Source organism: Acidovorax sp. Root402, assembly GCF_001425125.1.
Classification (GTDB): domain Bacteria; phylum Pseudomonadota; class Gammaproteobacteria; order Burkholderiales; family Burkholderiaceae_C; genus Acidovorax; species Acidovorax delafieldii.
On sequence record NZ_LMDQ01000012.1, the window covers coordinates 254,254 to 279,096 of the forward strand.

Annotated in this window: 25 protein-coding genes; 18 read left to right on the top strand and 7 right to left on the bottom strand. The window is 65.9% G+C overall.

Features of this window, described 5'->3' with window-relative positions; genetic code table 11:
• The first annotated feature begins 88 nt into the window (after positions 1 to 88).
• The 3 genes from otsB to otsA are packed head-to-tail and all read left to right on the top strand — an operon-like array spanning position 89 to position 4,054.
• On the top strand, positions 89 to 826 hold the full coding sequence (gene otsB, locus ASC83_RS06280; protein ID WP_056059553.1) for a trehalose-phosphatase: 738 nt from the start codon (positions 89 to 91) through the stop codon (positions 824 to 826).
• Positions 823 to 2,628 carry a glycoside hydrolase family 15 protein gene (locus tag ASC83_RS06285; protein WP_056059556.1) on the top strand — a complete coding sequence of 602 codons (1,806 nt, stop codon included), beginning with the start codon at positions 823 to 825 and terminating at the stop codon, positions 2,626 to 2,628. Before otsB ends, ASC83_RS06285 begins: the two co-directional genes overlap by 4 nt.
• Positions 2,629 to 2,677: 49 nt before the next feature.
• Positions 2,678 to 4,054 carry an alpha,alpha-trehalose-phosphate synthase (UDP-forming) gene (gene otsA / locus ASC83_RS06290; protein ID WP_056060017.1) on the top strand — a complete coding sequence of 459 codons (1,377 nt, stop codon included), beginning with the start codon at positions 2,678 to 2,680 and terminating at the stop codon, positions 4,052 to 4,054.
• Between the two features lie 35 nt (positions 4,055 to 4,089).
• Here otsA and ASC83_RS06295 read toward each other — a convergent pair whose 3' ends face one another.
• Positions 4,090 to 4,284, bottom strand: coding sequence for a DUF2905 domain-containing protein (locus tag ASC83_RS06295; protein ID WP_056059558.1), 195 nt, complete (start codon positions 4,282 to 4,284; stop codon positions 4,090 to 4,092).
• A gap of 21 nt (positions 4,285 to 4,305) precedes the next feature.
• Positions 4,306 to 5,424 carry a class I SAM-dependent methyltransferase gene (locus ASC83_RS06300; protein WP_056059561.1) on the bottom strand — a complete coding sequence of 373 codons (1,119 nt, stop codon included), beginning with the start codon at positions 5,422 to 5,424 and terminating at the stop codon, positions 4,306 to 4,308.
• A gap of 10 nt (positions 5,425 to 5,434) precedes the next feature.
• Here ASC83_RS06300 and ASC83_RS06305 point away from each other — a divergent pair, with 10 nt between their 5' ends.
• From ASC83_RS06305 to ASC83_RS06335, 7 genes are all read left to right on the top strand, one after another.
• Positions 5,435 to 6,229: an SDR family oxidoreductase gene (locus ASC83_RS06305; protein WP_056059562.1), complete on the top strand. Its 795-nt coding sequence runs from the start codon at positions 5,435 to 5,437 to the stop codon at positions 6,227 to 6,229.
• 33 nt (positions 6,230 to 6,262) lie between these two features.
• Complete coding sequence (locus ASC83_RS06310) at positions 6,263 to 6,646, top strand: dihydroneopterin aldolase (RefSeq protein WP_192420890.1); 384 nt, start codon at positions 6,263 to 6,265, stop codon at positions 6,644 to 6,646.
• A gap of 4 nt (positions 6,647 to 6,650) precedes the next feature.
• A complete protein-coding gene (gene ttcA, locus ASC83_RS06315) occupies positions 6,651 to 7,634 on the top strand; it encodes a tRNA 2-thiocytidine(32) synthetase TtcA (protein WP_199227596.1) in 984 nt (327 codons plus the stop codon).
• Between the two features lie 55 nt (positions 7,635 to 7,689).
• Positions 7,690 to 8,301 carry a DUF4136 domain-containing protein gene (locus ASC83_RS06320; RefSeq protein WP_056059567.1) on the top strand — a complete coding sequence of 204 codons (612 nt, stop codon included), beginning with the start codon at positions 7,690 to 7,692 and terminating at the stop codon, positions 8,299 to 8,301.
• Between the two features lie 23 nt (positions 8,302 to 8,324).
• Entirely contained in the window at positions 8,325 to 8,966 is a 642-nt protein-coding gene (locus ASC83_RS06325) for a histidine phosphatase family protein (protein WP_056059569.1), read from the top strand.
• Positions 8,950 to 10,116: a DSD1 family PLP-dependent enzyme gene (locus ASC83_RS06330; protein WP_056059571.1), complete on the top strand. Its 1,167-nt coding sequence runs from the start codon at positions 8,950 to 8,952 to the stop codon at positions 10,114 to 10,116. The genes ASC83_RS06325 and ASC83_RS06330 overlap by 17 nt, the downstream gene beginning before the upstream one ends.
• Before the next feature lie 79 nt (positions 10,117 to 10,195).
• Positions 10,196 to 11,998 (top strand): lysoplasmalogenase family protein, encoded by a 1,803-nt coding sequence (locus tag ASC83_RS06335; protein WP_056059573.1) that lies wholly within the window; start codon positions 10,196 to 10,198, stop codon positions 11,996 to 11,998.
• Here ASC83_RS06335 and ruvB read toward each other — a convergent pair.
• The 3 genes from ruvB to ruvA form a co-directional block, all read right to left on the bottom strand.
• Positions 11,955 to 13,016 carry a Holliday junction branch migration DNA helicase RuvB gene (gene ruvB / locus ASC83_RS06340; RefSeq protein ID WP_056059575.1) on the bottom strand — a complete coding sequence of 354 codons (1,062 nt, stop codon included), beginning with the start codon at positions 13,014 to 13,016 and terminating at the stop codon, positions 11,955 to 11,957. The genes ASC83_RS06335 and ruvB overlap by 44 nt on opposite strands.
• A gap of 45 nt (positions 13,017 to 13,061) precedes the next feature.
• On the bottom strand, positions 13,062 to 14,975 hold the full coding sequence (locus tag ASC83_RS06345; protein WP_056060023.1) for a trypsin-like serine protease: 1,914 nt from the start codon (positions 14,973 to 14,975) through the stop codon (positions 13,062 to 13,064).
• 93 nt (positions 14,976 to 15,068) lie between these two features.
• Positions 15,069 to 15,644, bottom strand: a complete 576-nt coding sequence (gene ruvA, locus ASC83_RS06350) for a Holliday junction branch migration protein RuvA (RefSeq protein WP_056059577.1) — start codon at positions 15,642 to 15,644, stop codon at positions 15,069 to 15,071.
• An 80-nt stretch (positions 15,645 to 15,724) separates the two neighbouring features.
• On the opposite strand from ruvA, the gene ASC83_RS06355 reads away from it, so the two are divergent.
• From ASC83_RS06355 to ASC83_RS06370, 4 genes are all read left to right on the top strand, one after another.
• Entirely contained in the window at positions 15,725 to 16,681 is a 957-nt protein-coding gene (locus tag ASC83_RS06355) for a PhoH family protein (RefSeq protein WP_056059579.1), read from the top strand.
• Between the two features lie 62 nt (positions 16,682 to 16,743).
• Positions 16,744 to 17,202, top strand: a complete 459-nt coding sequence (gene ybeY / locus ASC83_RS06360; protein ID WP_056059581.1) for an rRNA maturation RNase YbeY — start codon at positions 16,744 to 16,746, stop codon at positions 17,200 to 17,202.
• Between the two features lie 131 nt (positions 17,203 to 17,333).
• Positions 17,334 to 18,116, top strand: coding sequence for a sulfite exporter TauE/SafE family protein (locus ASC83_RS06365; RefSeq protein WP_056059583.1), 783 nt, complete (start codon positions 17,334 to 17,336; stop codon positions 18,114 to 18,116).
• A gap of 11 nt (positions 18,117 to 18,127) precedes the next feature.
• A complete protein-coding gene (locus ASC83_RS06370; RefSeq protein ID WP_082522364.1) occupies positions 18,128 to 19,444 on the top strand; it encodes an MFS transporter in 1,317 nt (438 codons plus the stop codon).
• A 34-nt stretch (positions 19,445 to 19,478) separates the two neighbouring features.
• Here the strand turns inward: ASC83_RS06370 and dtd are convergent, their stop codons facing one another.
• Positions 19,479 to 19,937 (bottom strand): D-aminoacyl-tRNA deacylase, encoded by a 459-nt coding sequence (gene dtd, locus ASC83_RS06375; protein WP_056059585.1) that lies wholly within the window; start codon positions 19,935 to 19,937, stop codon positions 19,479 to 19,481.
• Positions 19,934 to 20,884, bottom strand: coding sequence for a cation diffusion facilitator family transporter (locus tag ASC83_RS06380; protein ID WP_056059587.1), 951 nt, complete (start codon positions 20,882 to 20,884; stop codon positions 19,934 to 19,936). Before ASC83_RS06380 ends, dtd begins: the two co-directional genes overlap by 4 nt.
• 413 nt (positions 20,885 to 21,297) lie before the next feature.
• Here ASC83_RS06380 and ASC83_RS06385 point away from each other — a divergent pair, with 413 nt between their 5' ends.
• From ASC83_RS06385 to ASC83_RS06400, 4 genes are all read left to right on the top strand, one after another.
• Positions 21,298 to 22,842, top strand: coding sequence for a sensor histidine kinase (locus ASC83_RS06385; RefSeq protein ID WP_082522365.1), 1,545 nt, complete (start codon positions 21,298 to 21,300; stop codon positions 22,840 to 22,842).
• Positions 22,832 to 23,464, top strand: coding sequence for a response regulator transcription factor (locus ASC83_RS06390; RefSeq protein ID WP_056059589.1), 633 nt, complete (start codon positions 22,832 to 22,834; stop codon positions 23,462 to 23,464). The genes ASC83_RS06385 and ASC83_RS06390 overlap by 11 nt, the downstream gene beginning before the upstream one ends.
• Before the next feature lie 139 nt (positions 23,465 to 23,603).
• A complete protein-coding gene (locus tag ASC83_RS06395) occupies positions 23,604 to 24,098 on the top strand; it encodes a heme-binding protein (protein ID WP_056059591.1) in 495 nt (164 codons plus the stop codon).
• Positions 24,099 to 24,141: 43 nt separating this feature from the next.
• On the top strand, positions 24,142 to 24,834 hold the full coding sequence (locus tag ASC83_RS06400) for an ankyrin repeat domain-containing protein (protein WP_056059593.1): 693 nt from the start codon (positions 24,142 to 24,144) through the stop codon (positions 24,832 to 24,834).
• Positions 24,835 to 24,843: the final 9 nt, after the last annotated feature.

The following is a 24,843-nucleotide window of genomic DNA, read 5'->3' on the forward strand; positions in this document are numbered from 1 at the left end:
AAGAGGTCGCAAACCTTGCGCGCGTTTACCAGCCCAGAATCCCCCTGGTCGCCATATCTGCATTGCAGCGTCTGCTATGGTTTCGTGCATGCAGCTGCTCCCCACACTGACAACTGCCCATGCGCTTTTTCTCGACTTCGATGGCACGCTCACCGAGCTGGCACCGCGCCCCGAGGCGGTGCGCATCGCGTCGGGGCTGATTCCGACGCTGTCATCGCTGCATACCCAGCTGGGTGGCGCGCTGGCCATCGTGACTGGCAGGCCCGAGGCGGACATCGACGGATTTCTGGCACCGCTGCACCTGCCGCTGGCGAGCGAACATGGGGCCCAATACCGTCTGGGCGAGACTTCCGTTCCCGCCACCGAGCCACCCGCCCTGGAGCCCGTGTTACAGGCCGCCCAAGACCTTGCAGCACGGCACCCTGGCCTGCTGGTGGAGACCAAGCGTGTGAGCGTGGCCCTGCACTACCGCCAGGCGCCCCACCTCGAATCCCTGTGCCACGACACGCTGGTGCGGGCCATGCGCGAGGTGGAAGGTGTGGAACTGCTGCGTGGCAAATGCGTCTTTGAAGTGAAACCCCGTGGCGTTCACAAAGGCCAGGCCATCGTCGACTTCATGACACAGCCACCCTTTGTGGGCCGCACGCCGGTCTTTGTGGGCGATGACGTCACCGACGAGGCCGGCTTTGCCGCTGTGCAGACGCTCGGCGGCTGGGGCATCAAGGTGGGCGAAGGGCCCACCATGGCACAACACCGCTGCATGACATCGGCCGCACTGCGGGGCTGGTTGTCGTCTGCACGCACAACGCTGGAGCGCGAACGATGAACACAGCCGCCACAGCCCCCCAGACGGGCTCGCTCAACCTCGGGATGATCGGCAACTGCGCCATCAGCGCACTGATCGACGACCATGCCCGCATGGTGTGGTGCTGCCTGCCGCGCTTTGATGGCGACCCGGTGTTCAACGCCCTGCTGCAGCCTGGCGACGAGGGCAGCCACTTCGCGATCGAACTGGAAGACCTGGCATCGGCCCACCAGTGGTACGAGCCGAACACCGCCATCCTGCGCACGCAGTTGTTCGACAAGGCGGGCCACGGCATCGAGATCACCGACTTTGCGCCACGCTTTTACAGCCGGTCACGCTACTTCCGGCCCATGACGCTGGTACGCCGGGTGCGTCCCATCCAGGGGTCGCCGCGCATCCGTGTGGCGCTCAAGGTGCGCTACGACTGGGGCCAGACCACCCCCGAGATCACGCGCGGCAGCAACCACATCCGCTACGTGGGCGAGAGCATGACGCTGCGCCTGTCCACCGATGCGCCGGTGTCGCATGTGCTGTCGGGCCAGGCGTTTGTGCTCACGCGCGAACACAACTTTCTGCTGGGCGCCGACGAGACGCTGGTGGACGGTATTGCCGATAACGCCCGCCGCTTTGAACAGGAGACCACGGCCTACTGGCGCAGCTGGAGCCGCGCCCTGGCTATTCCACTGGAATGGCAGGACGCGGTGATCCGTGCGGCCATCACGCTCAAGCTGTCGCTGTACGAAGAAACCGGTGCCATCGTGGCCGCCATGACCACCAGCATCCCTGAGTCGGCCCACAGCGGCCGCAACTGGGACTACCGCTACTGCTGGCTGCGCGATGCTTTTTTTGTGGTGCGCGCTCTCAACAGCATCTCCGAGGTGGGCACCATGGAGGACTACCTGCGCTGGCTGAGCAATGTGGTGGTCGAAGGCGGCGACGGCCACATCCAGCCGCTGTATGGCATCGGACTGGAGAAAGACCTGCCCGAAAGTTTTGTGCCCCAGCTGGCGGGCTACCGGGGCATGGGCCCGGTGCGCGTGGGCAACCAGGCGGCCGAGCATTTTCAGCACGACGTGTACGGCAACATCGTGCTGGGCGCGGCCCAGGCCTTTCATGACCACCGCCTGCTGCACCGCGCGGGCCTGGCCGAATTCAAGCGGCTGGAACAGGTGGGCGACAACGCGGTGCGTGTGTACGGTCAGCCCGATGCCGGCATGTGGGAGCTGCGCACGCGCGCCCGGGTGCACACCTCGTCCGCACTGATGAGCTGGGCCGCCTGCGACCGGCTGGCCAAGATCGCCGCCACGCTGCAGCTGGCCGACCGTGCCAGCCACTGGCAGCAACATGCCGACCGCATGCGCGCCGAGATCCTCGACAAGTCGTGGTGCGAAGAACGCCAGGCGTTTGCCGAGAGTTTTGGCGGGCATGAGCTGGATGCCAGCGTGCTGCTGATGGCCGAGGTGGGCCTGATCGACCCCAAGGACCCACGCTTTGTGAGCACCGTGGAGGCCATGGAAAAGAGCCTGTGCGATGGCCCCTATATGCGCCGCTACGAGGCGGCCGACGACTTTGGCAAGCCCGAAACGGCCTTCAACATCTGCACCTTCTGGCGCATAGACGCGCTGGCGCGCATTGGCCGCAAGGCCGAGGCACGGGCCATCTTCGAGACCATGCTGGCCGCACGCAACCCGCTTGGCCTGCTGTCGGAGGACACCCACCCCGAAACCCGCGAGATGTGGGGCAACTTCCCGCAGACCTATTCGATGGTGGGTGTGATCAACGCCGCCGTGCGCCTGTCAGCGCCCTGGGACAGCGTGATTTGAGGCGCTGTCCGACACCGGCCGGGGGCGGTCAGCACGGATGATTGCCCCCATGAGCCGTCTTGTCGTCATCTCCAACCGCCTTGCCGATCCGCGCAAGCCCGCCGCCGGTGGCCTTGCTGTGGCCCTGGGTGAAGCCCTGAACCAGACCGGAGGACTCTGGTTTGGCTGGAGCGGCACCGTGGTCGAAGACGGCACACCCGGCGAGAGCGAACTGCACACCCGCCAGGCCGGCGCCGTCACCCTGGCCACCGTAGACCTGTGCCGCGAAGACCATGACAGCTACTACCACGGCTACAGCAACAGCGTGCTGTGGCCGGTGTTCCATTACCGGCTGGACCTGGCCGACTTCAACGCCCGCTACATCACAGGCTACCGGCGTGTGAACCAGATGTTTGCGCGCAAGCTGCTGCCCCTGCTGCGCGACGACGATGTGATCTGGGTGCACGACTACCATCTCATTCCCCTCGCCGCCGAGCTGCGTGCCATGGGCTGCAAGCAGCGCATCGGGTTCTTTCTGCACATTCCCATGCCGCCGCCGCTCATCATGGCGGCCATTCCGCAGCACGAGTGGCTGATGCGCTCTTTGTTCGCCTACGACCTGGTGGGCCTGCAGAGCGAGACCGACGTGTCGCATTTCACGCGCTATGTTCGCAATGAGGGCAGCGCCGAAGCGGTGGACGAAAAGCGCGTGCGCGCGTTTGGGGCTACCGTGGTGGTGCAGTCGTTTCCCATCGGCATCGACGTGGACGAATTCACCCGCCTCACACACGCCCCCGACGCGATGGAGACCTACGAGAACATGCGCGACGAGTATTCGCGCAGGCTCCTGCTGCTGGGCATTGACCGGCTCGACTACTCCAAGGGCATTCCACACCGCGTGCGCGCATTCCGAGAGCTGCTGGATCGTTACCCCGAAAACCGCGACAGTGCGACGATGATCATGATCGCCTCACCCAGCCGCGACGACGTGCACGCCTATGCCGACCTGCGCCAGGAACTGGAGGGCCTGTGCGGCTCGGTCAATGGCGACTACGGCGAACTGGACTGGATGCCGGTGCGCTACATCCACCGCATGGTAGCGCGCAAACGTGTGCCGGGCCTGTGCCGCGCCGCTGCCGTGGGCCTGGTCACGCCACTGCGCGATGGCATGAACCTGGTGGCCAAGGAATACGTGGTGGCGCAAGACCCGGACAACCCCGGCGTGCTGGTGCTGTCACGGTTTGCAGGTGCAGCAGAACAGTTGAAAGAGGCGCTGCTGGTGAACCCCTACGACCCCCAGGGCATGGCCGACAGCATCCAGCAGGCCCTGCAGATGCCGCTGGCCGAACGGCAGGCGCGCCACCAGAAGCTGATGGCGCGCATCCGCGAGCACGACGTGCACTGGTGGCGCAAGGCGTTTCTGGACGCGCTGCAGACGGCGGGCTAATTTGAGATAGCAGGGCAGCGGCAGCGGCCGCTGCACTACAACAGCTTGGTGATCAGGCTGGCCACAAAGCTCAGCAGCAGCGTGGACGCCAGCGGGACGTCCCAGTCCCGCCCCAGCCACCGAAACCGGAAGTCCCCCGGCAACCGCCCGAAGCCCATGCGGCGCAGCAGCGGCGACAGCCAGCTGATGAACATCAGGGCCAGGAGGATGACGAGAAGCCAGCGAAACATGGGCAGCGCGGCAGCAGGCGGTCAGAGCCGGTGCGAACGATCGCCGTGGCTGAACCCCAGCGGCTCCCACGGCTCGCCCGCCCCCACGGCCAGCACCTTGAACAGCTCGCCCATCTCGTGTTCCATGATCAATTTGGCCGCTGTCGCCCGTTGGGCTTGCGGTAGCTGCTCCACTTTTGGGAGCAACCCACAGTTGATGAGGAAATGCGCCTGCGTGGTGTAGCCCAGCACATTCAGGCCCGCCTCCTGCGCGGCCAGCGCCATGGCGGTGAAGTTGACATGCGCGGTGATGTCCTTGAGCCCCACCGCCACCAGCGGGTCGCCATCGGCCAGGTGGCCTTGGTGGCACATCACGGTGCCCATGTGGCGCTGGGGGTGGTAGTACTCATCTTCGCCAAACCCATAGTCCAGCAAGAAGGCCGCGCCGCGCGTGAGCCGGTCGGCCAGCATGCGCATGAAGCCTTCGCCCTGGGCGTGGATCTCGGTCAGGTAGTCCTGCGGGCCTTCGATGTCGATGGGCGGGCGCAGTTCGGTGGGACGGTCGACCCAGGCAAAAGTGCCGTCCTGAGCTACCGCCACTCCGCGCTCATGCCACACACCGCCCTGCTGGCCGCCGTGGCGCGCCAGCAGTTGCACGGGCATGGCGTCCAGTACCTCGTTGCCCACCACCACGCCGCTGAACGTTTCGGGCAAGGCGTCCACCCAGCGCAGCTTGTGGGCGTGGGCTACCAGCTTGACCTGCTGGCGCGCGCGCAGGCTGCCCGACAGATCAACGATGGTGTAGCGCTGCACCTGGTCGCCCAGCGTATCCAGCAACTGCAGCGCCAGCGCGCCCGAGCCCGCGCCAAACTCCCAGACCTCGTCGGTGCCGGTTTGGGCCAGCGCCTCGCCCACCTGCACGGCCAGGGTCTGGCCGAACAGTGGGGTCATCTCGGGCGCGGTCACAAAGTCGCTGCCGGACTCCGGCATGGCGCCGAATTTGGTGGAATCGTTGGCGTAGTAGCCTAGGCCGGGCGTGTACAAGGCCAAGGCCATGAAGCGATCAAAACCCAGCCATCCACCCTCGGCGGCAATGGCCTGGGTGATGTGCTGGTGCAGGGCGGTCGTTAAACTGTCGAGTCTTTGGGTCACGGCCCGCATTGTCCCCCACATGTCCACCCCTTCCCTTCCCCACCGCCCCCGCACCGTGCTGGTGACCGGTGCCGCCAAGCGCCTGGGCCGCAGCATTGCGCTGGCCCTGGCTGCCGGCGGCTGGCAGGTGGCGGTGCACTACCGCTCGTCAGCGCAAGATGCTATCAATACAGTAGCTGAATGTGCAAGATTGACTAGCGCAAGCGCCCATTTTGAGGCCGATTTTGATGACGAAGCCGCCGTGCGCGGCCTGCTGCCCCGCGTGGTGGCGCACTTTGGCAGCGTTGACGCGGTGGTCAACAGCGCCTCCCTGTTCGAGCACGACAACGTAGAGACCTTTGGCTTTGCCGCGCTCGAAAAGCATCTGCGCAGCAACACCGCGGCCCCCGTGCTGCTGGCCCAGGCCCTGCACCAGCATGTGGCCGACCGGGTGGCGGCGGGTGAGGCCGATGCGCAGGGCGCCGTGGTCAACCTGCTGGACCAGAAGCTCTGGAACCAGAACCCCGACTTCATGAGCTACACGCTCTCCAAGGCCGCGCTGGAAGCCGCCGGCACCATGCTGGCGCTGGCCCTGGCGCCGCGCGTGCGTGTGGTGGGCGTGGCACCCGGCCTCACATTGACCAGCCATATGCTGAGCGACGAAAAGTTCGCCCAGTTGCATTCCCTCAGCCCCCTGGGCCGCTCTTCCACCGCCGAGGACGTGGCCGCCACGGTGAAGTTTGCGCTGGAGAACCGTTCCATCACCGGCACCACGCTGCTGGTCGATGGCGGCCAGCACCTGATGAAGTTTGACCGCGATTTCTCGTTGATGTGAGCCCAGCGCTTGCGCACACAACGAGCCCCCACCATGACACAGACCCCTTCCCAGATGACTGGCACGCAGATCCTGACGCTCACCGGTTTGCGCTTCGATGCCAACCTGGGCATCCTCGACCACGAAAAGACCGACCCGCAACCCATCCAGGTCGATGCCGAACTGAGCCTGGGCGTGCAGCCGCTGGCCCCGCGCGACGACGACATTGGCCATGTGCTGGACTACCGGCGTGTGCGCCAGATCATCATCGACGAGTGCACGGCCGAGCATGTGAACCTGCTGGAGAGCCTGATCGGCAAGCTGGCCAACCGCCTGATGCAACTGCCCGGCGTGCTGGGCGTGCGCGTGAAGATTGCCAAACTCGAAATTTTTGACGACTGCGAAGTGGCCATTCGCGTCGAGACAGGACAGTGGTGACCCCATGAGCACCGTAGTGAACGAAGCCCCGACCACCAACCCCGCCCTCTCCGCCCCCGTCGGCTGGGCCGACGAGCCTGCAGAGGCAGCCGCCAGCGGCGCCGCCCGCATGAAGATCGAGCGTGAAACCCACAAGCTGGAAAAGCGCCTGTGCCGCGAAGTCGGCAAGGCCATCGTCGACTTCAACATGATTGAAGAAGGCGACAAGGTGATGGTGTGCATGTCCGGCGGCAAGGACAGCTATGCGCTGCTCGACATCCTGCTCAAGCTCAAGGCCCGCGCGCCCATTCACTTTGACCTGGTGGCCGTGAACCTGGACCAGAAGCAGCCGGGGTTTCCTGAGCATGTGCTGCCCGAGTACCTGGCCAGCACCGGCGTGCCCTTCCACATCGAGAACGAGGACACCTACAGCATCGTCAAGAAGCTGATCCCCGAGGGCAAGACCACCTGCAGCCTGTGCAGCCGCCTGCGCCGGGGCATTCTGTACCGCGTGGCCGATGAGCTGGGCTGCACCAAGATCGCGCTGGGCCACCACCGCGACGACATCCTGCAGACGCTGCTGCTCAACATGTTCTTTGGCGGCAAGATGAAGAGCATGCCCCCCAAGCTGGTCAGCGACGATGGCAAGCATGTGGTGATCCGCCCGCTGGCCTACGTGGCCGAGAAAGACACCGCCCGCTGGGCTGCGCACCGCAACTTCCCCATCATCCCGTGCAACCTGTGCGGCAGCCAGGAGAACCTGCAGCGCAAGCAGGTGGGCGAGATGCTGCGCGAATGGGAAAAGCGCTTCCCCGGCCGCGTGGAGAACATGTTCAACGCCCTGCAGAACGTGGTGCCCTCGCACCTGCTGGACGGCAGCCTGTACGACTTCAAGAACGCCAAGGCCACCGGCATCGCCAGCGAAGACGGCGACAAGGCCTTTGACAAGGAAGAGTTTGCGGCGCCATCGCCATCGCTGCCCGGCGTGCAGGTGGTGCAACTGTCGTGAACTGCCGGGGCCAGCGGCACTCTCACGGAGATCCTTGTTTCAGGACACTCTGACCATGACACAACGCCGATGGATTCCCGCCCTGCTCCTGGGCCTCACCGTCACCCTGCTCGCAGGCTGCAGCACCACCCGCGTGGTGGAGGGCCAGGTGCAGAGCTTCTCAACGCTGGCGGCCGTGCCCGCACCTGCCACGTACCGCATTGAGCGCCTGCCTTCGCAGCAGGCCCCTTCGTTCGACACTATCACCACACTGGCCGAACAGGCCCTGGCGCGCGCGGGCCTGCAGCGCGACGATGCTGCGCCCCGCCTGCTGGTGCAGCTGGGCGTGCAGGCCGACGCCGTGCCGCGCTATGACCCGTTCCGCCCGTACGGCGCTTACGGCCCCGGCCCCTGGGGCATGGGCGGCTGGTATGGACGGGGCTGGGGAGTGCATGGCATGTGGCGTTTTGGCGAGCCCACGCCCCTGCACCGCCGCGCGGTCAGCATCGTGATGCGCGACGCCAGCACCCAGGCCGTCGTGTACGAAACCTCAGCCGTGCACGAAGATGTGTGGGTGAGCGATCCGGCCGTCTATGGCGTGCTGTTCGACGCCGCACTCAACGGCTTTCCGAAGCCGCCCGAGGGGCCGCGGCAAGTACGCCTGCCATTGGTTCCGCCCTCACACTGATTCCCTCTACGCCCGTCTATTGCATGCACGCCACCCGCATCGTTGCCATCCGCCACGGCGAAACCGCCTGGAACGTGGACACCCGCATCCAGGGCCACCTGGACATCCCGCTCAACGACACCGGCCTGTGGCAGGCCGCCCAGGTCGCCCAGGCCCTGGTGGGCGAACCGATTGCAGCCATCTACTCCAGCGACCTGCAACGCGCGCACGCCACCGCCCAGGCCGTGGCCCACACCACAGGCGCCCCGTTGAAGACCGAGCCGGGATTGCGCGAACGCAGCTTCGGGCACTTTCAGGGCCGCACGTTTGCCGAGATCGAGGCCGAGCTGCCCGAGGACGCATTGCGCTGGCGCAAGCGCGACCCCCACTACACGCCCGAGGGCGGCGAATCCCTCGTCACCTTGCGTGACCGCATCGAACGCACCGTGACCGCGCTGGCGCAGCAGCATGTGGGCGAGCAGGTGGTGATGGTGGCGCACGGCGGCGTGCTCGATGTGCTGTACCGCCTGGCCACGCGCCAGGACATCCAGGCGCCGCGCACCTGGCAACTCTCCAACGCCGCCATCAACCGCCTGCTGTGGACGCCTGACGGCCTCACCCTCGTCGGCTGGGCGGACACCCAACACCTTGACCAGATTGTCCTGCGCGATGAAAACCACGCCTGAATTGCAATCCACCATCGGCCAGCGGGTGGACGCTATCGACACCCCCGCCCTGGTGGTGGACCTGGATGCCATGGACCGCAACGTCCAGCGCATGGCCGACTTCGCGCGTAAGCACCACGTGCGCTGGCGCCCCCATGCCAAGCTGCACAAGAGCGCCGAACTCGCGCTACTGCAGCAACGCGCTGGCGCCCAGGGCGTGTGTGTGCAGAAGGTCGCTGAGGCCGAGGCGCTGGCCGCTGGCGGGGTCGATGACATCACCATCACCAACCAAGTCATTGCCATGCCCAAGCTGCACCGCGTGGCGCGGCTGGCGGCGCTGCTGGCGGCACGCGGCGGTCGCCTGGGCGTGGCCGTGGACCACATCGACGGCATCGAACGCCTGGCCGAAGCCATGGCGCAGTACGGCAGCGACGCGGGCATTGATGTGCTGGTCGAGATCGACGTGGGCCAGGGCCGCTGCGGCGTGCCGCCGGGCGAGGCCGCCGTGCCTCTCGCGCTGGCCGTGTCGCGCAGCCCCCGCCTGCGGTTTGCGGGGCTGCAGGCCTACCATGGGCGCGCCCAGCACCTGGCCAGCAGCGTGGGTCGGCGCGAGACCATCGCCGCTGTCGTTCGCGCGGCGGATCACACGCGCCAGCTCATCGAAGCCGCCGGGCTGCCCGTGCCGCTGATCACCGGATCAGGCACAGGCACTCTGGTTCACGAGGCCGCCAGCGGCGTGTTTGGCGAGTTGCAGGCAGGCTCGTTTTTGTTCATGGACGCAGATTACGCGCGCAACGAACGCGATCCTGCGCAGCCCGCGTTTGAACATGCGCTGTACGTCAAGACCCAGGTGGTGTCTGTGCGCGACACCCACGCCGTGTGCGACGCCGGTCACAAGAGCCACGCCATTGACTCCGGCCTGCCCACGGTGGCCCTGCTGCCCGCCGACCGCACCCTGCGCTATGCCAACGGGGGCGACGAGCATGGCTTGCTCTACGCAGACGCTCCCGATGCCCGACTGCCCAGCCTGGGACACATGCTCTGGCTCATCCCTGGCCATTGCGACCCCACGGTCAATCTGCATGACTTTTTGATCGGCGTGCGCGGCGGTTTGGCGGCCGGCACGGTGGAGCGCATCATCCGGGTGGATGCACGGGGAGCGCAGACATAGGCGCAGCCCTCTAAACACCGGGGCTATAGGGGTTCACCTGCCCCGGTGTGAGCTGGCTGCTGGACCACAATCCGGCAACATGAGCCCCAGCCAGATCATCGTCCTTGCCACACCCGTCTTCTTCCTGCTGATCGCCCTTGAGCTGGCCATTGGCTTCAAGCGCCAGCGCAACACCTACCGCCTGGCCGATGCCGTCAGCAGCATCAGCCTGGGCATGCTGAGCCAGACCAGCGCAGTGTTCACGCGGCTGCTGCGCATCGGCATCTACACCGCCCTGTTCGAGCACGTGGCGCTGTGGCGCAACGATGCGTTCTGGACCAGCCTGCCCGGCTGGCTGCTGGCGCTGGTGTTCTACGACTTCTGCTACTACTGGCTCCACCGCATGGGGCATGAATCGGCGGTGCTGTGGGCCGCGCACGCGGTGCACCACCAGAGCCAGGACTACAACCTCAGCACCGCGCTGCGCCAGACGAGTTCGGGCGCGCTGCTGGGCTGGATCTTTTATGTGCCCATGGCACTGGCGGGCGTTCCGCCGCTGGTGTTCGGCGTCGTGGCGCTGATTGACCTGCTCTACCAGTTCTGGGTGCACACCGAGCAGGTGGGACGCCTGGGCTGGTTCGACCGCTGGTTCTGCAGCCCCAGCAACCACCGCGTGCACCATGCCGTCAACGACGCCTATCTGGACAAGAACTACGGCGGCATCCTGATCGTATGGGACCGACTGTTTGGCACCTTCAAGGACGAAGACGACCAGGAAAAATGTGTGTATGGCACCCGCGGCCTGCTCAATAGCTGGGACCCACTGTGGGCCAACGCCCAGGTGTACGCCGGGCTGGCGCACGACAGCTGGCACGCACGCAGCTGGCTCGACAAGCTCAAGGTCTGGATCAAGCCGCCGGGCTGGCGGCCTGCGGACGTGGCGGAGCGCTTTCCCAAGCCGGCCTTCAGCATGGCGCAGATGGCGCTCTACCACCCACCGATGTCGCGCGCCGTGCAGTGGTTTGCACTGGTGCAGTTTGTGCTGCTTCTCGGGGGCGTGGCGGCCTTTTTGTGGCAGGCCGATGCGGCGCCGCTGGCGCACAACGCCGTCTGGTTCGCCGTGCTGCTGACAGTGCAATGGTCGCTGGGCGCTGTGATGCAGGGGCGCCTTCGCATGCTGATGGCGCTGATGCTGCAAAGCGCGGCACTGGCCACGGCCACCAGTGCGCTGGAGTTCACACAATGGCATTGGCTGTTCAAACCGCTGACCATGGCGATTGCTATTATTTTAGTAGCTGCCAGTGCATATTCGACTAGCACAAGAGGTGCACCAGGCGCAAAAACGCCTTGGGTCTTGCTGATCGCGGCCCTGGGCGGGTCATTGGCGGGGGATGTGTTTCTCATGTTCCAGGGCTTCTTCATCCCCGGCCTGGTGAGCTTTCTGGTGGCGCATCTGTTTTATGTGGCGCTGTTCAAAAGTGGACAGGCGTGGTTTCCGCACCGGGGTGCGCTGGTGGCCACGCTGGGCATCGGCGTGGCCATGTACGCCTTTCTGTGGGCGGGCGGCCTGCCGCCTGCATTGCGCGCCCCCGTCGCGGCCTATGTGCTGGTGATTGCGCTGATGGCGGCCCAGGCGATAGGCCGCGCCACCGTATTGCGCGACGCCCCCTCGCTGTGGGTCGCCATCGGCGCCGGGTTCTTCATGCTCAGCGACTCGCTGCTGGCCACCAACCGGTTTGTGACGCCCCTGCCCATGGCACAAGTGTGGGTGCTGGCGACGTACTACGCGGCGCAGGCGCTGATCGTGGCGGGCATGCTGCGGGGAGCAGCCCGCGCAGAGCCCAGCTCTGCCACGGCCCTCACACCCCAAACAGATCTTGCCCGCTCGCCTTCGGCGGCGTAACCCCCAGGTGGCGGAACGCCGCCAGCGTGGCAATGCGCCCGCGCGGCGTGCGCTGCAGGAAGCCCTGTTGGATCAGATAGGGTTCGATCACATCCTCGATGGTGCCGGCCTCTTCCCCAATGCTGGCAGCGATGTTGTCGAGCCCCACGGGACCGCCGTCAAAGCGGTGGATCACGGCTTCGAGCAGCTTGCGGTCCATCACATCAAAGCCCTGCGGGTCCACATCCAGCATGGCCAGCGCCTTGTCGGCAATGGGTTTGGTAATGCGCCCATCGCCCTTGACCTCTGCATAGTCGCGCACCCGGCGCAGCAGCCGGTTGGCAATGCGCGGTGTTCCGCGCGAGCGGCGGGCGATCTCGAAGCCACCTTCCTCATCCATCGGTGCATGGAGCAACCCGGCACTGCGCTGGACAATGCGCGCCAGCTCCTCGGCCGTGTAGAACTCCAGCCGCGCCACGATGCCGAAGCGGTCGCGCAACGGGTTGGTCAGCATGCCCGCACGCGTGGTGGCGCCCACCAGGGTGAAGGGCTGAAGGTCCAGCTTGATGCTGCGCGCTGCCGGCCCCTCGCCGATCATGATGTCGATCTGGTAGTCCTCCAGCGCAGGGTAGAGGATTTCCTCCACCACGGGTGACAAGCGGTGGATCTCGTCGATGAAGAGAACGTCGTTCTTTTCCAGATTGGTCAGCAGCGCCGCCAGGTCCTTGGGCTTTTCCAGCACCGGGCCGCTGGTCTGGCGCAGGTTCACGCCCAACTCCGCCGCGATGATGTGCGACAGCGTGGTCTTGCCCAGGCCGGGCGGGCCGAACAGCAGCACATGGTCCAGCGCCTCACCCCGCTTCCTCGCCGCGCCGATGAAGATTTCCAACTGCTCCCTGGCCTTGGCCTGCCCCACATACTCCTGCAAGAGTTTGGGGCGCAGGGCACGTTCGATGGCCTCCTCTTGGGGGGAAACGGGAACTGCGGAGATGACGCGTTTGGCGGGGGCGGGGGTGAAATCGTCGGTCTGGATGGTCATTGTGTGAGCAGGGAGGGTCTGCGCCTTGGATACTGCGGCACAAACTCACTGCGAAGTCCATGCGTAGTACATGGGGCCCTCATATTGAAAGTCCTTGTGGACCTGAATCACAAAGTCCCGCTCAGCAGCACTGATCGTGTAAAAGTGTGCTCGCGTCTTTGCGTTGTAGAAGCGGTAGATCGGAGAAGACTCGTTGCCCTCAGCCTTCTGTGCATACCAGCTGACGACCTCGTAGCGATATTCAGGAAAATGAGTGATCACATAGTCGCGCTCTTCCACACTGCCCGAGTAAAAATGTGCGCCGCTGGTGGCGTTGTAGAAACGAAACACGGGGTCCTTACCGGAGCTGACATCCGGATAAGCGTAGAACGCGATATTTTCATATCCGAACTCTGGGAAGGTTTTAATCACGAAATCCCGTTCGGCAGCACTGGCCGTGTAGAAATGCGCGCCAGTTTTGCTGTTGTAAAATCGGTAAACAGCTGCGCGACCACTGCTGACTGCCGATGCCAGCCAGTTCTTCAACGCAGCGTTGTAAGCCACGTCAAAACGGCCATAGAAGTCCGATGACGACTTGTTGGTACAAATGGCACTCCCTCCATACAGGGTGCCTACCACCTTGCCGTTCCTGAACAGCGCAGAACCACTGCTGCCCCCCTCGGTAGTGCCTTGGCTCCAGTTAACTCGGTAGTAGTTACCGTTGGTCCCTCCACACGAAAATTGCGTGTCAGAGATCGTGGTGCAAGTCGATTGGCCGACCACTGCCCCATAGCTCAACTTAAGGAGGTCGCCACGGGGATGGTGCAAACCGATGGTAGAGACTCCTGCAGCCACGGCAGACGCATCCCACCCCGCAAAAACCGCTCCTGCGGGAGGCGTGTCGTTGAGCAAGAGAAACGATGTATCGGTATCGGCACTGGCGTAGAGAAGTTTGGCCCCTCCTACCTTCTTGGTACTCGAACTCTGCAGTGCACCACTGTTACAGCTCGACGAACGGAAGAACCAGTCCGTCTGCAAGGACGAAGCCACGGTCTGATCTGAAATGCAGTGGTTGGCACTCAGGAAGTAAGGCTTGCCACTGGAGCTGCCATCGTTGAGCAATGTGCCTGTGCACAGGTAGGCATTCGCTCCTTTAACAAATACCATGCGCGCGACCGCATTGCGTTCGTTGGCGCCGTCGTTGTAGCAAGTGGCGTCCAGGTTACAGGTGTCGGCATCGCCGATGGCTTTCGCATTCTGCTGAATTTGTTCCTGGTATTCCTGCTCGGTGGGCACGGACAAGTTCGCGAAGATGTGCGACAGCTGGGGTACCGAAATTTGCAAGGTACTCGCGGCAATGCCAAGCGGCAACTCCACTTCCAAGGTCGCCTCACCGCCCCCGGTATCAGGTGTCCACCACGTGCGAGCAGCATCCGAACGGTCGCCCGCAGCCTGATTGCGCTCGATGAGTTGGAGAATTTCCTGCCCGGAGATCTCGAACACCTTGTCAGGCGCCGCCTGCGTATAAACGCGCACCACTGCGCTGCCCGGAAGCTGCTGAACAAGCACTCCCAGCCGCAAACCATAGGCCCCTTCCGCGCTGAAACTCACCGCAGCAACCAGGCCACCCGCAGGTGCTTTGCGCCACTTCCACAGGGCTCCCATCGCAGACACAGACTTGGTCGCCTCCACATCACGGCCTTGCCCCACGAGCCGTGGCCCCACCGAGTCCACGGACTGGGTCTTTTCCGCAGCCAGTTCTGCCAACGCGACCACAGCTGCTGACGGCGCTGCAGTGGCACTGCGGGACTTCACTCGAGCAACATCCTGCACGGCTTCTACAGGCTGAACCCTGCTGTCCACCTGAGACAGCAACGGAGCGTTAGGTGCCGCGTCACCTGTGCCACCACCACACGCCACCAGCAGCGCTGCTGCCGAGAAGAGGGCGGGTACCCAACGCACTACGGAAAACTTTTTCATTGTCTGCATCCTAGAAATCGCTACGACTCACGCTTGCAAGCCTCAGAAGGGTCACCACTAAACCATTGCGGGGCGAACATTTCGGGGCGATTATCAGCGGGCCAACGCCTTCAACGCCAGCTTAATTCCGTCACTCACCCCCACCTCCGCTGGCAGCGCCTTGAGCGCCGCAGCCGCCTCCTTGTCGCTGTAGCCCAAAGCCAACAGCGCCTGCAGAATGTCGGCTTGCGCATCGCTGGTGGCCGCGCCACGCACAGCCCCCATGTCCGCCCCCAGCCTGCCCTTGAGCTCCAGCAGCAAACGCTCGGCTGTCTTTTTGCCAATGCCCGGCACCTTCACCAAACGGCCCGCCTCCTGCAGCGAAATCGCCTGCGCCAGGTCACTCACGCCCATCCCGCTCAGGATGGACAGCGCAGTGCGTGGTCCCACGCCGGAGATCTTGATCAGCTCACGAAACGCCTGGCGCTCAGGGGCGGTTGCAAAGCCGTACAGCAGCTGAGCATCCTCACGCACGATGAACTGTGTCAGCAGGCTCACACGCTCTCCCACGGCGGGCAGGTTGTAGAACGTGCTCATGGGCACATTCACTTCGTAGCCCACGCCGTGGCAGTCCAGCAGCACCTCGGGGGGATTCTTCTCCAGCAGGGTGCCGGTCAATTTGCCTATCATTGATGTCCTTTGACGGCGCGGGCATGACATGCCGCGCCGCCGTTCTTGCTGTTTTCCGTTGCCTGACTGGAATTATCCGCGTGATCCTGCGCCACACCTTCACCCCCCACAACAACACCCGGCTCACCCACCTGTGTGGCCCGGCCGATGCGCACCTGCGCACCATCGAGGTGGCATTGCAGGTGAGCATTGCGCACCGGCACGAGCAGTTCAAGGTCGACGGCCCCAAGGCCAAGGCCACGCAGGCGATGGAGCTGCTGCAGGCCCTGTATGAGATGGCCGAGCGCCCCATTGGCGAGGACTATATCCAGCTGATGTTGGCGGGCGACAGCGAACTGCTGGAAGCGCCAGACGACGCCATCATCCTCAACACCCGCCGGGCCGACTTGCGTGGGCGCACGCCCACGCAGAACCTGTACCTGCAGAACATCGCCACGCACGACATCACCTTCGGCATCGGCCCTGCGGGCACCGGCAAGACGTATCTCGCCGTGGCCAGTGCGGTGGATGCGCTGGAGCGCAGCAGCGTGCAGCGCATCGTGCTGACCCGCCCGGCGGTGGAGGCGGGCGAGCGCCTGGGCTTTTTGCCCGGCGACCTGGCGCAGAAAGTGGACCCGTACCTGCGCCCGCTGTACGACGCGCTGTATGAGCTAATGGGGCACGACAAAGTGCAAAAGGCCTTCGAGCGCAACGCCATCGAGATCGCGCCGCTGGCCTTCATGCGTGGCCGCACGCTGAACAACGCGTTCGTCATCCTGGACGAAGCGCAGAACACCACGCCCGAGCAGATGAAGATGTTCCTGACCCGCATTGGCTTTGGTGCCAAGGCGGTGGTGACGGGCGACGTGAGCCAGATCGACCTGCCCAAGGGGACGCTGAGCGGCCTGATCGACGCAGAACGGGTGTTGAAGCGCGTCAAGGGCATCTCGATCACCCACTTCACCAGCGCCGACGTGGTGCGCCATCCGCTAGTGGCCCGCATCGTGGACGCTTACGACGCCCCCCGCCGTGCCGCAGCGGCCCGCACCCGCGACTGAACTCCTAATTTAATAGCTACGTACGCTTATAAATTGGGCACCGGTAGCTTAAAACACCTCAAATGTCCTTAAACCAACTCTCCCTGTCGCTGCAGTTTGGCGCGTTTGACGAAGCCGCCGCCCACCGGGCTGTGCTGCCCCGCCACAAGGTCACGCGCTGGATTCGCCACGCCCTGGCCACCGACGCGGAGATCACCGTGCGCATCGTGGGTGCCGAAGAAGGCCAGCAGCTCAACCGCGAGTACCGCAAGAAGGACTACGCCACCAACGTGCTCACCTTCGACTACACGCAGGAGCCGGTGGTGACCGCCGACTTGGTGCTGTGCGCCCCCGTGATCGAGCGCGAGGCGAAGGAGCAAAACAAGAGCCTGGAAGAACACTACGCCCACATGCTGGTGCACGGCACCCTGCATGCCCAGGGGTGGGACCACGAGACGAGCGAGGCCGACGCCGAGGAGATGGAGGCGTACGAGTCCGACATCCTGCGCGAGCTGGGTTTTGAAGACCCCTACGCAACCTGACCGGATTCAGGATTTCCCCGAGAGCCTGCCGATCGCCCACCTGAAAAACGCAGCCGTGGGCAAAGCAGTCGCACCTTTTACGGTCGCAATTCGGACTCGAAAGCGCGGCATCTCCACCTAACATCGGTGCAATGCCGCGCGCGCAACAATGCGGCCAAGGAGATACTTTGGATACCGCCCTGCTCGTCACCGCCGCCTTCGTCGCCGGCGCCCTCAATGCCGTTGCCGGAGGCGGCAGCTTTCTGACCCTGCCTGCCCTCGTCTTCACCGGCGTGCCGCCCGTGGTCGCCAATGCAACGGGCACAGTAGCGCTGTTGCCGGGCTACATGGCAGGGGCCTGGGGGTTTCGGGAGGACATGCAACCGCCGCCCGGCCTGTCCATGCGGGCGGTGGTGGTGCTGGCCCTCATTGGCGGATCGGCTGGGGCTGCGCTGCTGCTGATCACGCCCGATGCCACCTTCCGCAAGGTCGTGCCCTGGTTGCTGCTGGCGGCCACGGCGCTGTTTGCCCTGGGGCCCCGGCTGCGCCAGTGGGCCGGTGCCACGGCCCATGGCCCCGCCGCGCCGTGGAAGGCGGCCCTGGGCATGCTGGCCGTAGCGGGGTATGGCGGCTACTTCAACGGCGGGTTGGGCATCTTGCTGCTGGCACTGTTCGGCCTGCTGGGGCAAACCCAGCTCAACGCCATGAACGGCATGAAGAACCTGGTCTCTGCGCTGCTCACCGCGATTGCGGTGGCCATCTACGCAGCAGGCGGTATCGTGCTGTGGCCGCAGGCGCTGATGATGATGGTGGCCGCCACCGCAGGCGGCTACGGCGGCGCCCGCTTAGCGCGCAAGCTGCCTGCCAATGTGCTCCGCTGGGGCATCGTGGCTACCGGGCTGGTGATGGCGGCGGTGTTCTTCTGGCGGCAGTGAGCAGCAGCCCCTTGGCCTCGCCGCCAACGCCAAGGTCCACGCCTGCGGCGGTACCGGCACCCACGCCAGCACCAACGGCAGGCAGCAGCCGCCCGCCGCCCCGCGTGCTGTGGGCCATGCTGCTCACGCTGCTCAGCGGGTTCGCGCTGAGCCAGGCGTTTCGAACCACCACTGCCATCCTGGCCCAGGGGCTGACCGCCGAGTTCGGGCTGTCGCCCGGGTCGCTGGGGGCCTTTGCCGGGCTGTTCGGCCTGTCGTTCGGTGTGGCCCAGTTGCTGATGGGCGTGGGGCTGGACCTGTGGGGCCTGCGGCGCACGGTGCTGACCGCTTTCCCGCTGGCGATTGGCGGTGCCGCGCTGTCGGCGGCAGCGCCCGGCTATGCGTGGCTGATGGTGGGCCAGTTGATGATCGGCGTGGGCTGCTCGCCCGCGTTCCTGGCCTGCACGCTGTTCATTGCGCGGCATTTCCCTGCCGACCGGTTTGCCTACCTGTCGGGCGTGGCGATGGGAGTTGGAGGTCTGGGCCTGCTGTTCACCGGTACGCCGCTGGCCTGGCTGGTGCAGCACGGTGGCGGCTGGCGCACGGGCTATGCCGTGCTGGCGGTGCTCAGCGCGCTGTCGTGGCTGCTGATCTGGCTGCGGGTGCACGAGCCTGCCCCGCTGGTGCCGCCCCCGGCGCAGCGCGAAACCTGGGGCCAGGCGCTGCTCGGCTTTGGCCAGCTGCTCACGGTGCCGCACACCTGGGGCATCCTGCTGCTGGGCATGTCGGGCTACGCCGCGTTTTTGTCGCTGCGGGGCCTGTGGCTGGCGCCGTTGCTGATGGACCGCTACCACCTCACGCTGGTGGACAGCGGCAACGTGGCGCTGGGTCTGTCGTTGATTGCGCTGTTTGCACCCGGTCTGGCGGGCCGGCTGGACCCTGGCATTGGCCGCCGCCGGCGATGGATTGGCAACGCCTCGCTGCTGATGGCCGGGCTGTTCGCGCTGCTGGCATTTTTGCGGGTGCACCCTGCCGCCAGCGTGATGCTGATCCTGCTGATGGGGCTGCTGTCGGGCCACGGCGTGCTGCAGTACGCCGACGTGCGCGCCTCGTACCCGCCCGCACTCACCGGCCGGGCCCTGTCGGCCTACACGATGGCAATGTTCCTGGGCGTGGCGCTGATGCAGTGGTTCACCGGCATCGTGGCCACAGGCGCCCAACACCTGGGCTGGGATGTCCACACGGCCGTCATGCTGGCGATTGCGGCCTGGCTGGCGCTGGCGTCAATGGCGTTTCGGTTTTTGCCTGTGTCGCCACTGGTTTCTTCGCAAGCATCAGAACCCAGATAGCCTCTAGTACCTATCTATCAATCGTCAGCTGCTATCAATTTTGTTGAACTGCAGGGGGCATCCGCAGCGGAATCGTCACCGGCCCGTCATTGACCAGGTGCACCTGCATGTCGGCTGCAAACTGGCCGGTGGCCACCACGGGATGGATCTTGCGCGCCTGGGCCACCAGGTAGTCGTACAGCCGCAGCCCTTCATCGGGTGCCGCCGCTTGGGTGAAGCTGGGGCGGTTGCCGCCGGTGGTGTCTGCCGCCAGCGTGAACTGGCTGACCAGCAGCAGGCCGCCACCGATGTCCTGCACGCTCTGGTTCATCTTGCCTGCGGCGTCCGAAAAGATGCGCAGCTTGAGGATCTTGGCCAGCAGCCTGTCGGCTTCGGCCTCGGTGTCTCCACGCTCCGCACACACCAGCACCAGCAGCCCCGCGCCGATGGCGCCCACGATCTGCCCGTCCACATCCACACGCGCTTCACGCACACGTTGCAATACGCTGATCACTTCACGGCATCCTTCACATCGTCACGGGGGTCGTCGAAATGCGCCTCCACATCGGTGGGCAGCAGCTCGATGGTGGCACGCAGGCCGGGCACGGCGGTCATCAGCGCGCGCTCGACCTGGCCGCGCAGCTCGGCGGCGTGGCGCAGGGTCCAGTCGGCGGGCATGTGCAGGTGCATGTCCACAAACTGGCGCTGGCCCGCGCGGCGGGTGGAGACATGGTCGAACCGCACAGCGCCCGGCGCCTGGGCGGCCACAAACTGCTGCAGCGTGGTGTCGATGGTGGACTGAACCTCGGGCTCCACGGCTGAATCCATGAGGCCCTGGGACGACCGCCACACCAGCTCCACGCCCTCTTTCAGGATGTTCAGCGCCACAGCAATGGCCGCCACCGCATCCAGCCACAACCACCCGGTCAGGGCAGCGCCCGCAATGCCCACCAGCACACCGGCCGAGGTCCACACGTCGGTGACCAGGTGGCGTGCATCGGCCTCCAGCGCGATGGAGCGGTGCTCGCGCGCCGAGCGGAACATCACCCAGGCCAGCAGCCCGTTCAGGGCCGAGCTGAGCACCGACAGTCCCAGGCCCCAGCCCACCTGCTCGATGGGCTGTGGGTCAAACAAGCGGTGCCCCGCCGCCCACAGAATGCCCGCCGACACGCCCATGATGAGGATGCCCTCAAAGCCCGAGGAAAAGTATTCGGCCTTGTGGTGGCCGTAGGGGTGGTCGTCATCGGCTGGCCGTGCCGCCACCGTCACCATGGCCAGCGCAAACATGGCGCTGGCCAGGTTCACAAACGACTCCATGGCGTCAGACAACAGACCCACCGAGCCCGTGACCACCCAGGCCAGCGTCTTGAGTGCAATGGTGACCACCGCCACGGCCACCGAGGCCCACAGCAGGTTGCGGGGTGAAAGCCAGGGGTGGGATGCGGGAGAAGATGCTGACATGGCGGGTGAGCGAAGGAGCGGAAACAGGCGAGTCTGAAATTACACCAGAGCCACCTTAAGAACCTGTTCAGAATCTGAGCGCCGTTTAACAGCAGGCCCCAGCCAAGAGCCTGTTCAACGTCTTTTTGGAGTCGCACAACGCCCTTGGCTGGATGGGATGCAAGGCGCGGGGCGCAGTGGATAGCCCCGCTATCCACAAGCGACACAACGCCGCAGACCGCCCGGCAAGGCACTTGCCCGAAGGGTTGGAGTGAAATCGGGCCGATGAACTCGGAGTTTTGGCGCCCCGGCTGCTTGCATGGGCACGAGCCCATGCGGCGCATCCAAAGCATCCACTCCTCCCGATTGCACTCCAATGCGATCTCCAAAAAGACGTTGAACAGGCTCTAAGGCCCCCATGCCAGAATCCGCGCATGCTCCCCGCCTGGCGCCGCCTTCTGCCCCGACACGCCCTGCACCTTCCCAGCCTGCAGTTGTGGGTGGCGGTGGCCTGCATCGGTTGCGGCTGGCTGGTGGTGGACCGCCTGCAGCAGCTGCACGCGGCGTTTGAGACCGACGCGCGCATCGTGCATCGGCTGCTGAGCCAGCGCGTGGTGCAGCACGACGCCATCATGGCCACGCTGGCGCTGCTGCAGCCAGCCGCTGCGGTGGATGACCTGCACAACGCGGCATCGCCCCTGCCCCGCCTCACGTCGGTGTATCCGCAGATTCTGGCGGTGCTGCAGCGCTCGGCCCACAGCGACTGGCCGCCCGCACTGCAGGCCGAGCTGACAGCCGCCGAGGCCACCTCACGGCGCACCGGCCACGCCGCTACGGCAGGCCTGAACCTACCCGCAGGCCGTTACTACCTGGTGCTGGCGGGCACGCCAGCCAGCTATGCGCTGCACATCGACCTGCGCACCACCATCCCCACCGACGAGTGGCCCATGGATATGGCCGCCAGCCCGGTGCGCGTGACGCTGGAGCATGGCGGCACGGCCTTTGTGGTGCAGCCCGGCCAGGCCGACCAGGGCAGCGGCATCCGCACCTACGACTTTCACAAACTGCTGGCCGCCGCCAGCCAGCCGCTGGACGTGGTGGCCCGCCGCACCGTGGGCCTGCACGAACTGCCCTGGTGGCGCATGTTGAGCTGGTGCCTGCTGACCGCAGCGCTGTGGGCCGCAGGCCGCGCACTGTGGCGCCAGCGCGTGGCGCGCCAGCGGGCCGAAGAGCTGTTGCGCCTGGGCCAGGTGGCGCGGCTGAACACATTGGGCGAATTGGCCGCTGGCATGGCCCACGAGCTGAACCAGCCGCTGACCGCCCTGCTGTCCAGCACCCAGGCCGCCCAGCGCCTGCTGGCCGACGACCCACCCGACCTCGACACCGCACAGACCGCCATGGCCCGCGCCGTGGAGCAGGCGCGCCGCGCATCCACCGTGGTGGGCCGCCTGCGCCGCCTGGTGGAGCGGCCCGACTTGGCCGGTCAGGCCCAGCCCCTGGCGCTGCCCACTGCCGTGCAGGACGTGCTGCACCTGCTGGAGCCCGAGCTGGCACAGCGCAGCGTAGTGCCCGAGGTGTTGGCCGCCGCAGACCTGCCCCCGGTGCTGGCCGAACCCGTGGCCCTGCAACAGATCATCCACAACCTGCTGATGAACGCGCTGCAGGCGCTGGAACAAGTGCCCCCCGCTGAACGCCGGCTGCACCTTGCAATGGCGCAGGCTGGTGCCGGACAGGTGGCGCTTTCGGTGCGCGACCACGGCCCCGGCATCCCGCCCGAAGCACGCCAGCACCTGTTCGAGCCCTTCTACACCACACGCAACGGCGGCCTGGGCCTGGGCCTCACGCTGTGCGAGAGCCTGGCGCAGGCCATGGGCGCGCAGCTGAGCCTGGCGCCCGAGGCCACGCCCCCATCCGCCGCCCAACGGGGGGCAGAGTTTGTGCTGACCCTCAACGTCGCACCACCCACCGATGACCGATAGCGCCCCCTCCCTCTCGCCCCTGATCCACCTGGTGGACGACGATGCTGCCGTGCGCGAGGGCCTCTCCCTGCTCATCAGCACCGTGGGCCTGCGCGTGCAGACCTGGGCCGACCCGCAGTCCTTCATGGCCGGGTTTGACCGCGCCAGCATCGGCGCCATCGTGCTGGATGTGCGCATGCCGGGCATCAGCGGCCTCACGGTGCTGGAGCAACTGCTGGCGCAGGGCGTGGACCAGCCCGTGATCCTGCTCACCGGCCACGGCACGGTGGAGATGTGCCGCCGCGCGTTCAAGACCGGCGCGGCCGAGTTTCTGGAAAAACCGGTGGACGACGAAGTGCTGATCGAAGCCCTGCAAAACGCCGTGCGCCAGCATGTGCGCTCGCGCGAACGCCACCAGGCCGACCAGCAGGCGCGCGAGCGTTTTGCGCAGCTCTCGGCCCGCGAGCGCGAGGTGCTGGGACTGATCGTGGAGGGTCTGACCAACAAGGAAATCGGCCGCGCGCTCGAACTCTCGCCCCGCACGGTGGAAACACACCGCGCCAACCTGTTTGCCAAGCTGGGGGCCGAGTCGCTGGCGCAGCTGATCCGGCGGTACGCGGCGCTGGTGGACGCGGCCGCGTGAGCTGCCCCTTGGCGGGCTTTCCGTAGTTCTACGGAGGCCCGCGCGTAGCCGCCCGAATGGCCGAAAACGGCGGCCATTTCTACAGTTCTCCCACGGCGCCACAACGGGTGGCACCGACCCAGAAACACCGGAGAACACCATGCAAAACCGCCTCGCCACCGTCGCCGCCCTCACCCTGTCCCTGATCGCCACCGCCGCCAGCGCCGAAGGCGTGCGCACCGAAAAGAACATGTCGCTGGACCTGGCCACGCAGATCGCCGCGCAAACCGTGGCCACCTGCACCGCCAACGGCTACGCCGTCACGGCCACCGTGGTGGACCGCGCAGGCACCGTGCGCGCTGTGCAGCGCGCCGACAACGCCGGCCCCCACACGCTGGAGGCCAGCCGCCTCAAGGCCTACACCTCGGCATCGGCCAAGAACACCACGCTGGCCATGATGGAAGGCGTACAGAAGAACCCCGCTGCGGCCAACCTGGTGAACATCCCCGGCTACCTGCTGCTGGGCGGCGGCGTGCCGGTGAAGGTGGGCAACGAGGTGATCGGCGCTGTGGGCGTGGGCGGTGCACCCGGCGGCCACCTGGACGAGCAGTGCGCGGTGGCGGGCATCGCCAAGGTGCAGGACTTGCTGAAGTAAGCCAGCCCAACCACAGGCAACTGAGCATTCAACGGAGGCCCCCATGAAGCCGTGGAATCTTGTTTTCGCCCTGGCCGCCGCACTGGCCTGTGCCACCCCGGCCCAGGCCCAGGTGCCACCCACGGCGGCCGAAACAGCGGCCTACCAGGGCCTGCATGCCGCTGCGGCGCGGGGCGATGTGCCCAGGCTCACCCAGCTGATCGCAGCGCGGGCCGACGTGAATGCCCGCGATGGCTACGGCCGCACGCCGCTGCATGTGGCCACCTTTGCCCGGCAGGCCGATGCCATCCGCGCCCTCGCCCAGGCTGGGGCCGACCTGAATGCGCTGGAGAACGACCGCTACGACGCCGTGACCATCGCCGCCGTGGCGGACGACGAGGCCACGCTGCGCGTGCTGCTGCAGCTGGGCGCCAGCGCCAAACAGGTGACCAGCCGCTATGACGGCACGGCCCTGATCGCCGCCGCCCACCTGGGGCACGACGGCGTGGTGCGTCAGTTGATCGCCGCCGGGGCGCCGCTGGACCATGTGAACAACCTGCACTGGACGGCGCTCATCGAGTCCATCGTGCTGGGCAACGGCGGTCCGCGCCACCAGGCGACACTGCAAGCCTTGCTACAGGCGGGGGCCAGCCAGGCACTGACCGACCGGCAGGGCAACACGCCCCTGCAGCTGGCGCGCCAGCGGGGTTTCGGAGAAATGGTGCGGATGCTGGAGGCTGCCGCAGCACGGCGCTGATGCCGCCAG

Excerpts from the sequence above, each read along its gene's own strand:
- otsB (WP_056059553.1), top strand. The coding sequence starts at position 89 with ATGCAGCTGCTCCCCACACTGACAACTGCCCATGCGCTTTTTCTCGAC.
- ASC83_RS06285 (WP_056059556.1), top strand. The coding sequence starts at position 823 with ATGAACACAGCCGCCACAGCCCCCCAGACGGGCTCGCTCAACCTCGGG.
- otsA (WP_056060017.1), top strand. The coding sequence starts at position 2,678 with ATGAGCCGTCTTGTCGTCATCTCCAACCGCCTTGCCGATCCGCGCAAG.
- ASC83_RS06295 (WP_056059558.1), bottom strand. The coding sequence starts at position 4,284 with ATGTTTCGCTGGCTTCTCGTCATCCTCCTGGCCCTGATGTTCATCAGC.
- ASC83_RS06300 (WP_056059561.1), bottom strand. The coding sequence starts at position 5,424 with ATGCGGGCCGTGACCCAAAGACTCGACAGTTTAACGACCGCCCTGCAC.
- ASC83_RS06305 (WP_056059562.1), top strand. The coding sequence starts at position 5,435 with ATGTCCACCCCTTCCCTTCCCCACCGCCCCCGCACCGTGCTGGTGACC.
- ASC83_RS06310 (WP_192420890.1), top strand. The coding sequence starts at position 6,263 with ATGACACAGACCCCTTCCCAGATGACTGGCACGCAGATCCTGACGCTC.
- ttcA (WP_199227596.1), top strand. The coding sequence starts at position 6,651 with ATGAGCACCGTAGTGAACGAAGCCCCGACCACCAACCCCGCCCTCTCC.
- ASC83_RS06320 (WP_056059567.1), top strand. The coding sequence starts at position 7,690 with ATGACACAACGCCGATGGATTCCCGCCCTGCTCCTGGGCCTCACCGTC.
- ASC83_RS06325 (WP_056059569.1), top strand. The coding sequence starts at position 8,325 with ATGCACGCCACCCGCATCGTTGCCATCCGCCACGGCGAAACCGCCTGG.
- ASC83_RS06330 (WP_056059571.1), top strand. The coding sequence starts at position 8,950 with ATGAAAACCACGCCTGAATTGCAATCCACCATCGGCCAGCGGGTGGAC.
- ASC83_RS06335 (WP_056059573.1), top strand. The coding sequence starts at position 10,196 with ATGAGCCCCAGCCAGATCATCGTCCTTGCCACACCCGTCTTCTTCCTG.
- ruvB (WP_056059575.1), bottom strand. The coding sequence starts at position 13,016 with ATGACCATCCAGACCGACGATTTCACCCCCGCCCCCGCCAAACGCGTC.
- ASC83_RS06345 (WP_056060023.1), bottom strand. The coding sequence starts at position 14,975 with ATGAAAAAGTTTTCCGTAGTGCGTTGGGTACCCGCCCTCTTCTCGGCA.
- ruvA (WP_056059577.1), bottom strand. The coding sequence starts at position 15,644 with ATGATAGGCAAATTGACCGGCACCCTGCTGGAGAAGAATCCCCCCGAG.
- ybeY (WP_056059581.1), top strand. The coding sequence starts at position 16,744 with ATGTCCTTAAACCAACTCTCCCTGTCGCTGCAGTTTGGCGCGTTTGAC.
- ASC83_RS06365 (WP_056059583.1), top strand. The coding sequence starts at position 17,334 with ATGCCGCGCGCGCAACAATGCGGCCAAGGAGATACTTTGGATACCGCC.
- ASC83_RS06380 (WP_056059587.1), bottom strand. The coding sequence starts at position 20,884 with ATGTCAGCATCTTCTCCCGCATCCCACCCCTGGCTTTCACCCCGCAAC.
- ASC83_RS06385 (WP_082522365.1), top strand. The coding sequence starts at position 21,298 with ATGCTCCCCGCCTGGCGCCGCCTTCTGCCCCGACACGCCCTGCACCTT.
- ASC83_RS06390 (WP_056059589.1), top strand. The coding sequence starts at position 22,832 with ATGACCGATAGCGCCCCCTCCCTCTCGCCCCTGATCCACCTGGTGGAC.
- ASC83_RS06395 (WP_056059591.1), top strand. The coding sequence starts at position 23,604 with ATGCAAAACCGCCTCGCCACCGTCGCCGCCCTCACCCTGTCCCTGATC.
- ASC83_RS06400 (WP_056059593.1), top strand. The coding sequence starts at position 24,142 with ATGAAGCCGTGGAATCTTGTTTTCGCCCTGGCCGCCGCACTGGCCTGT.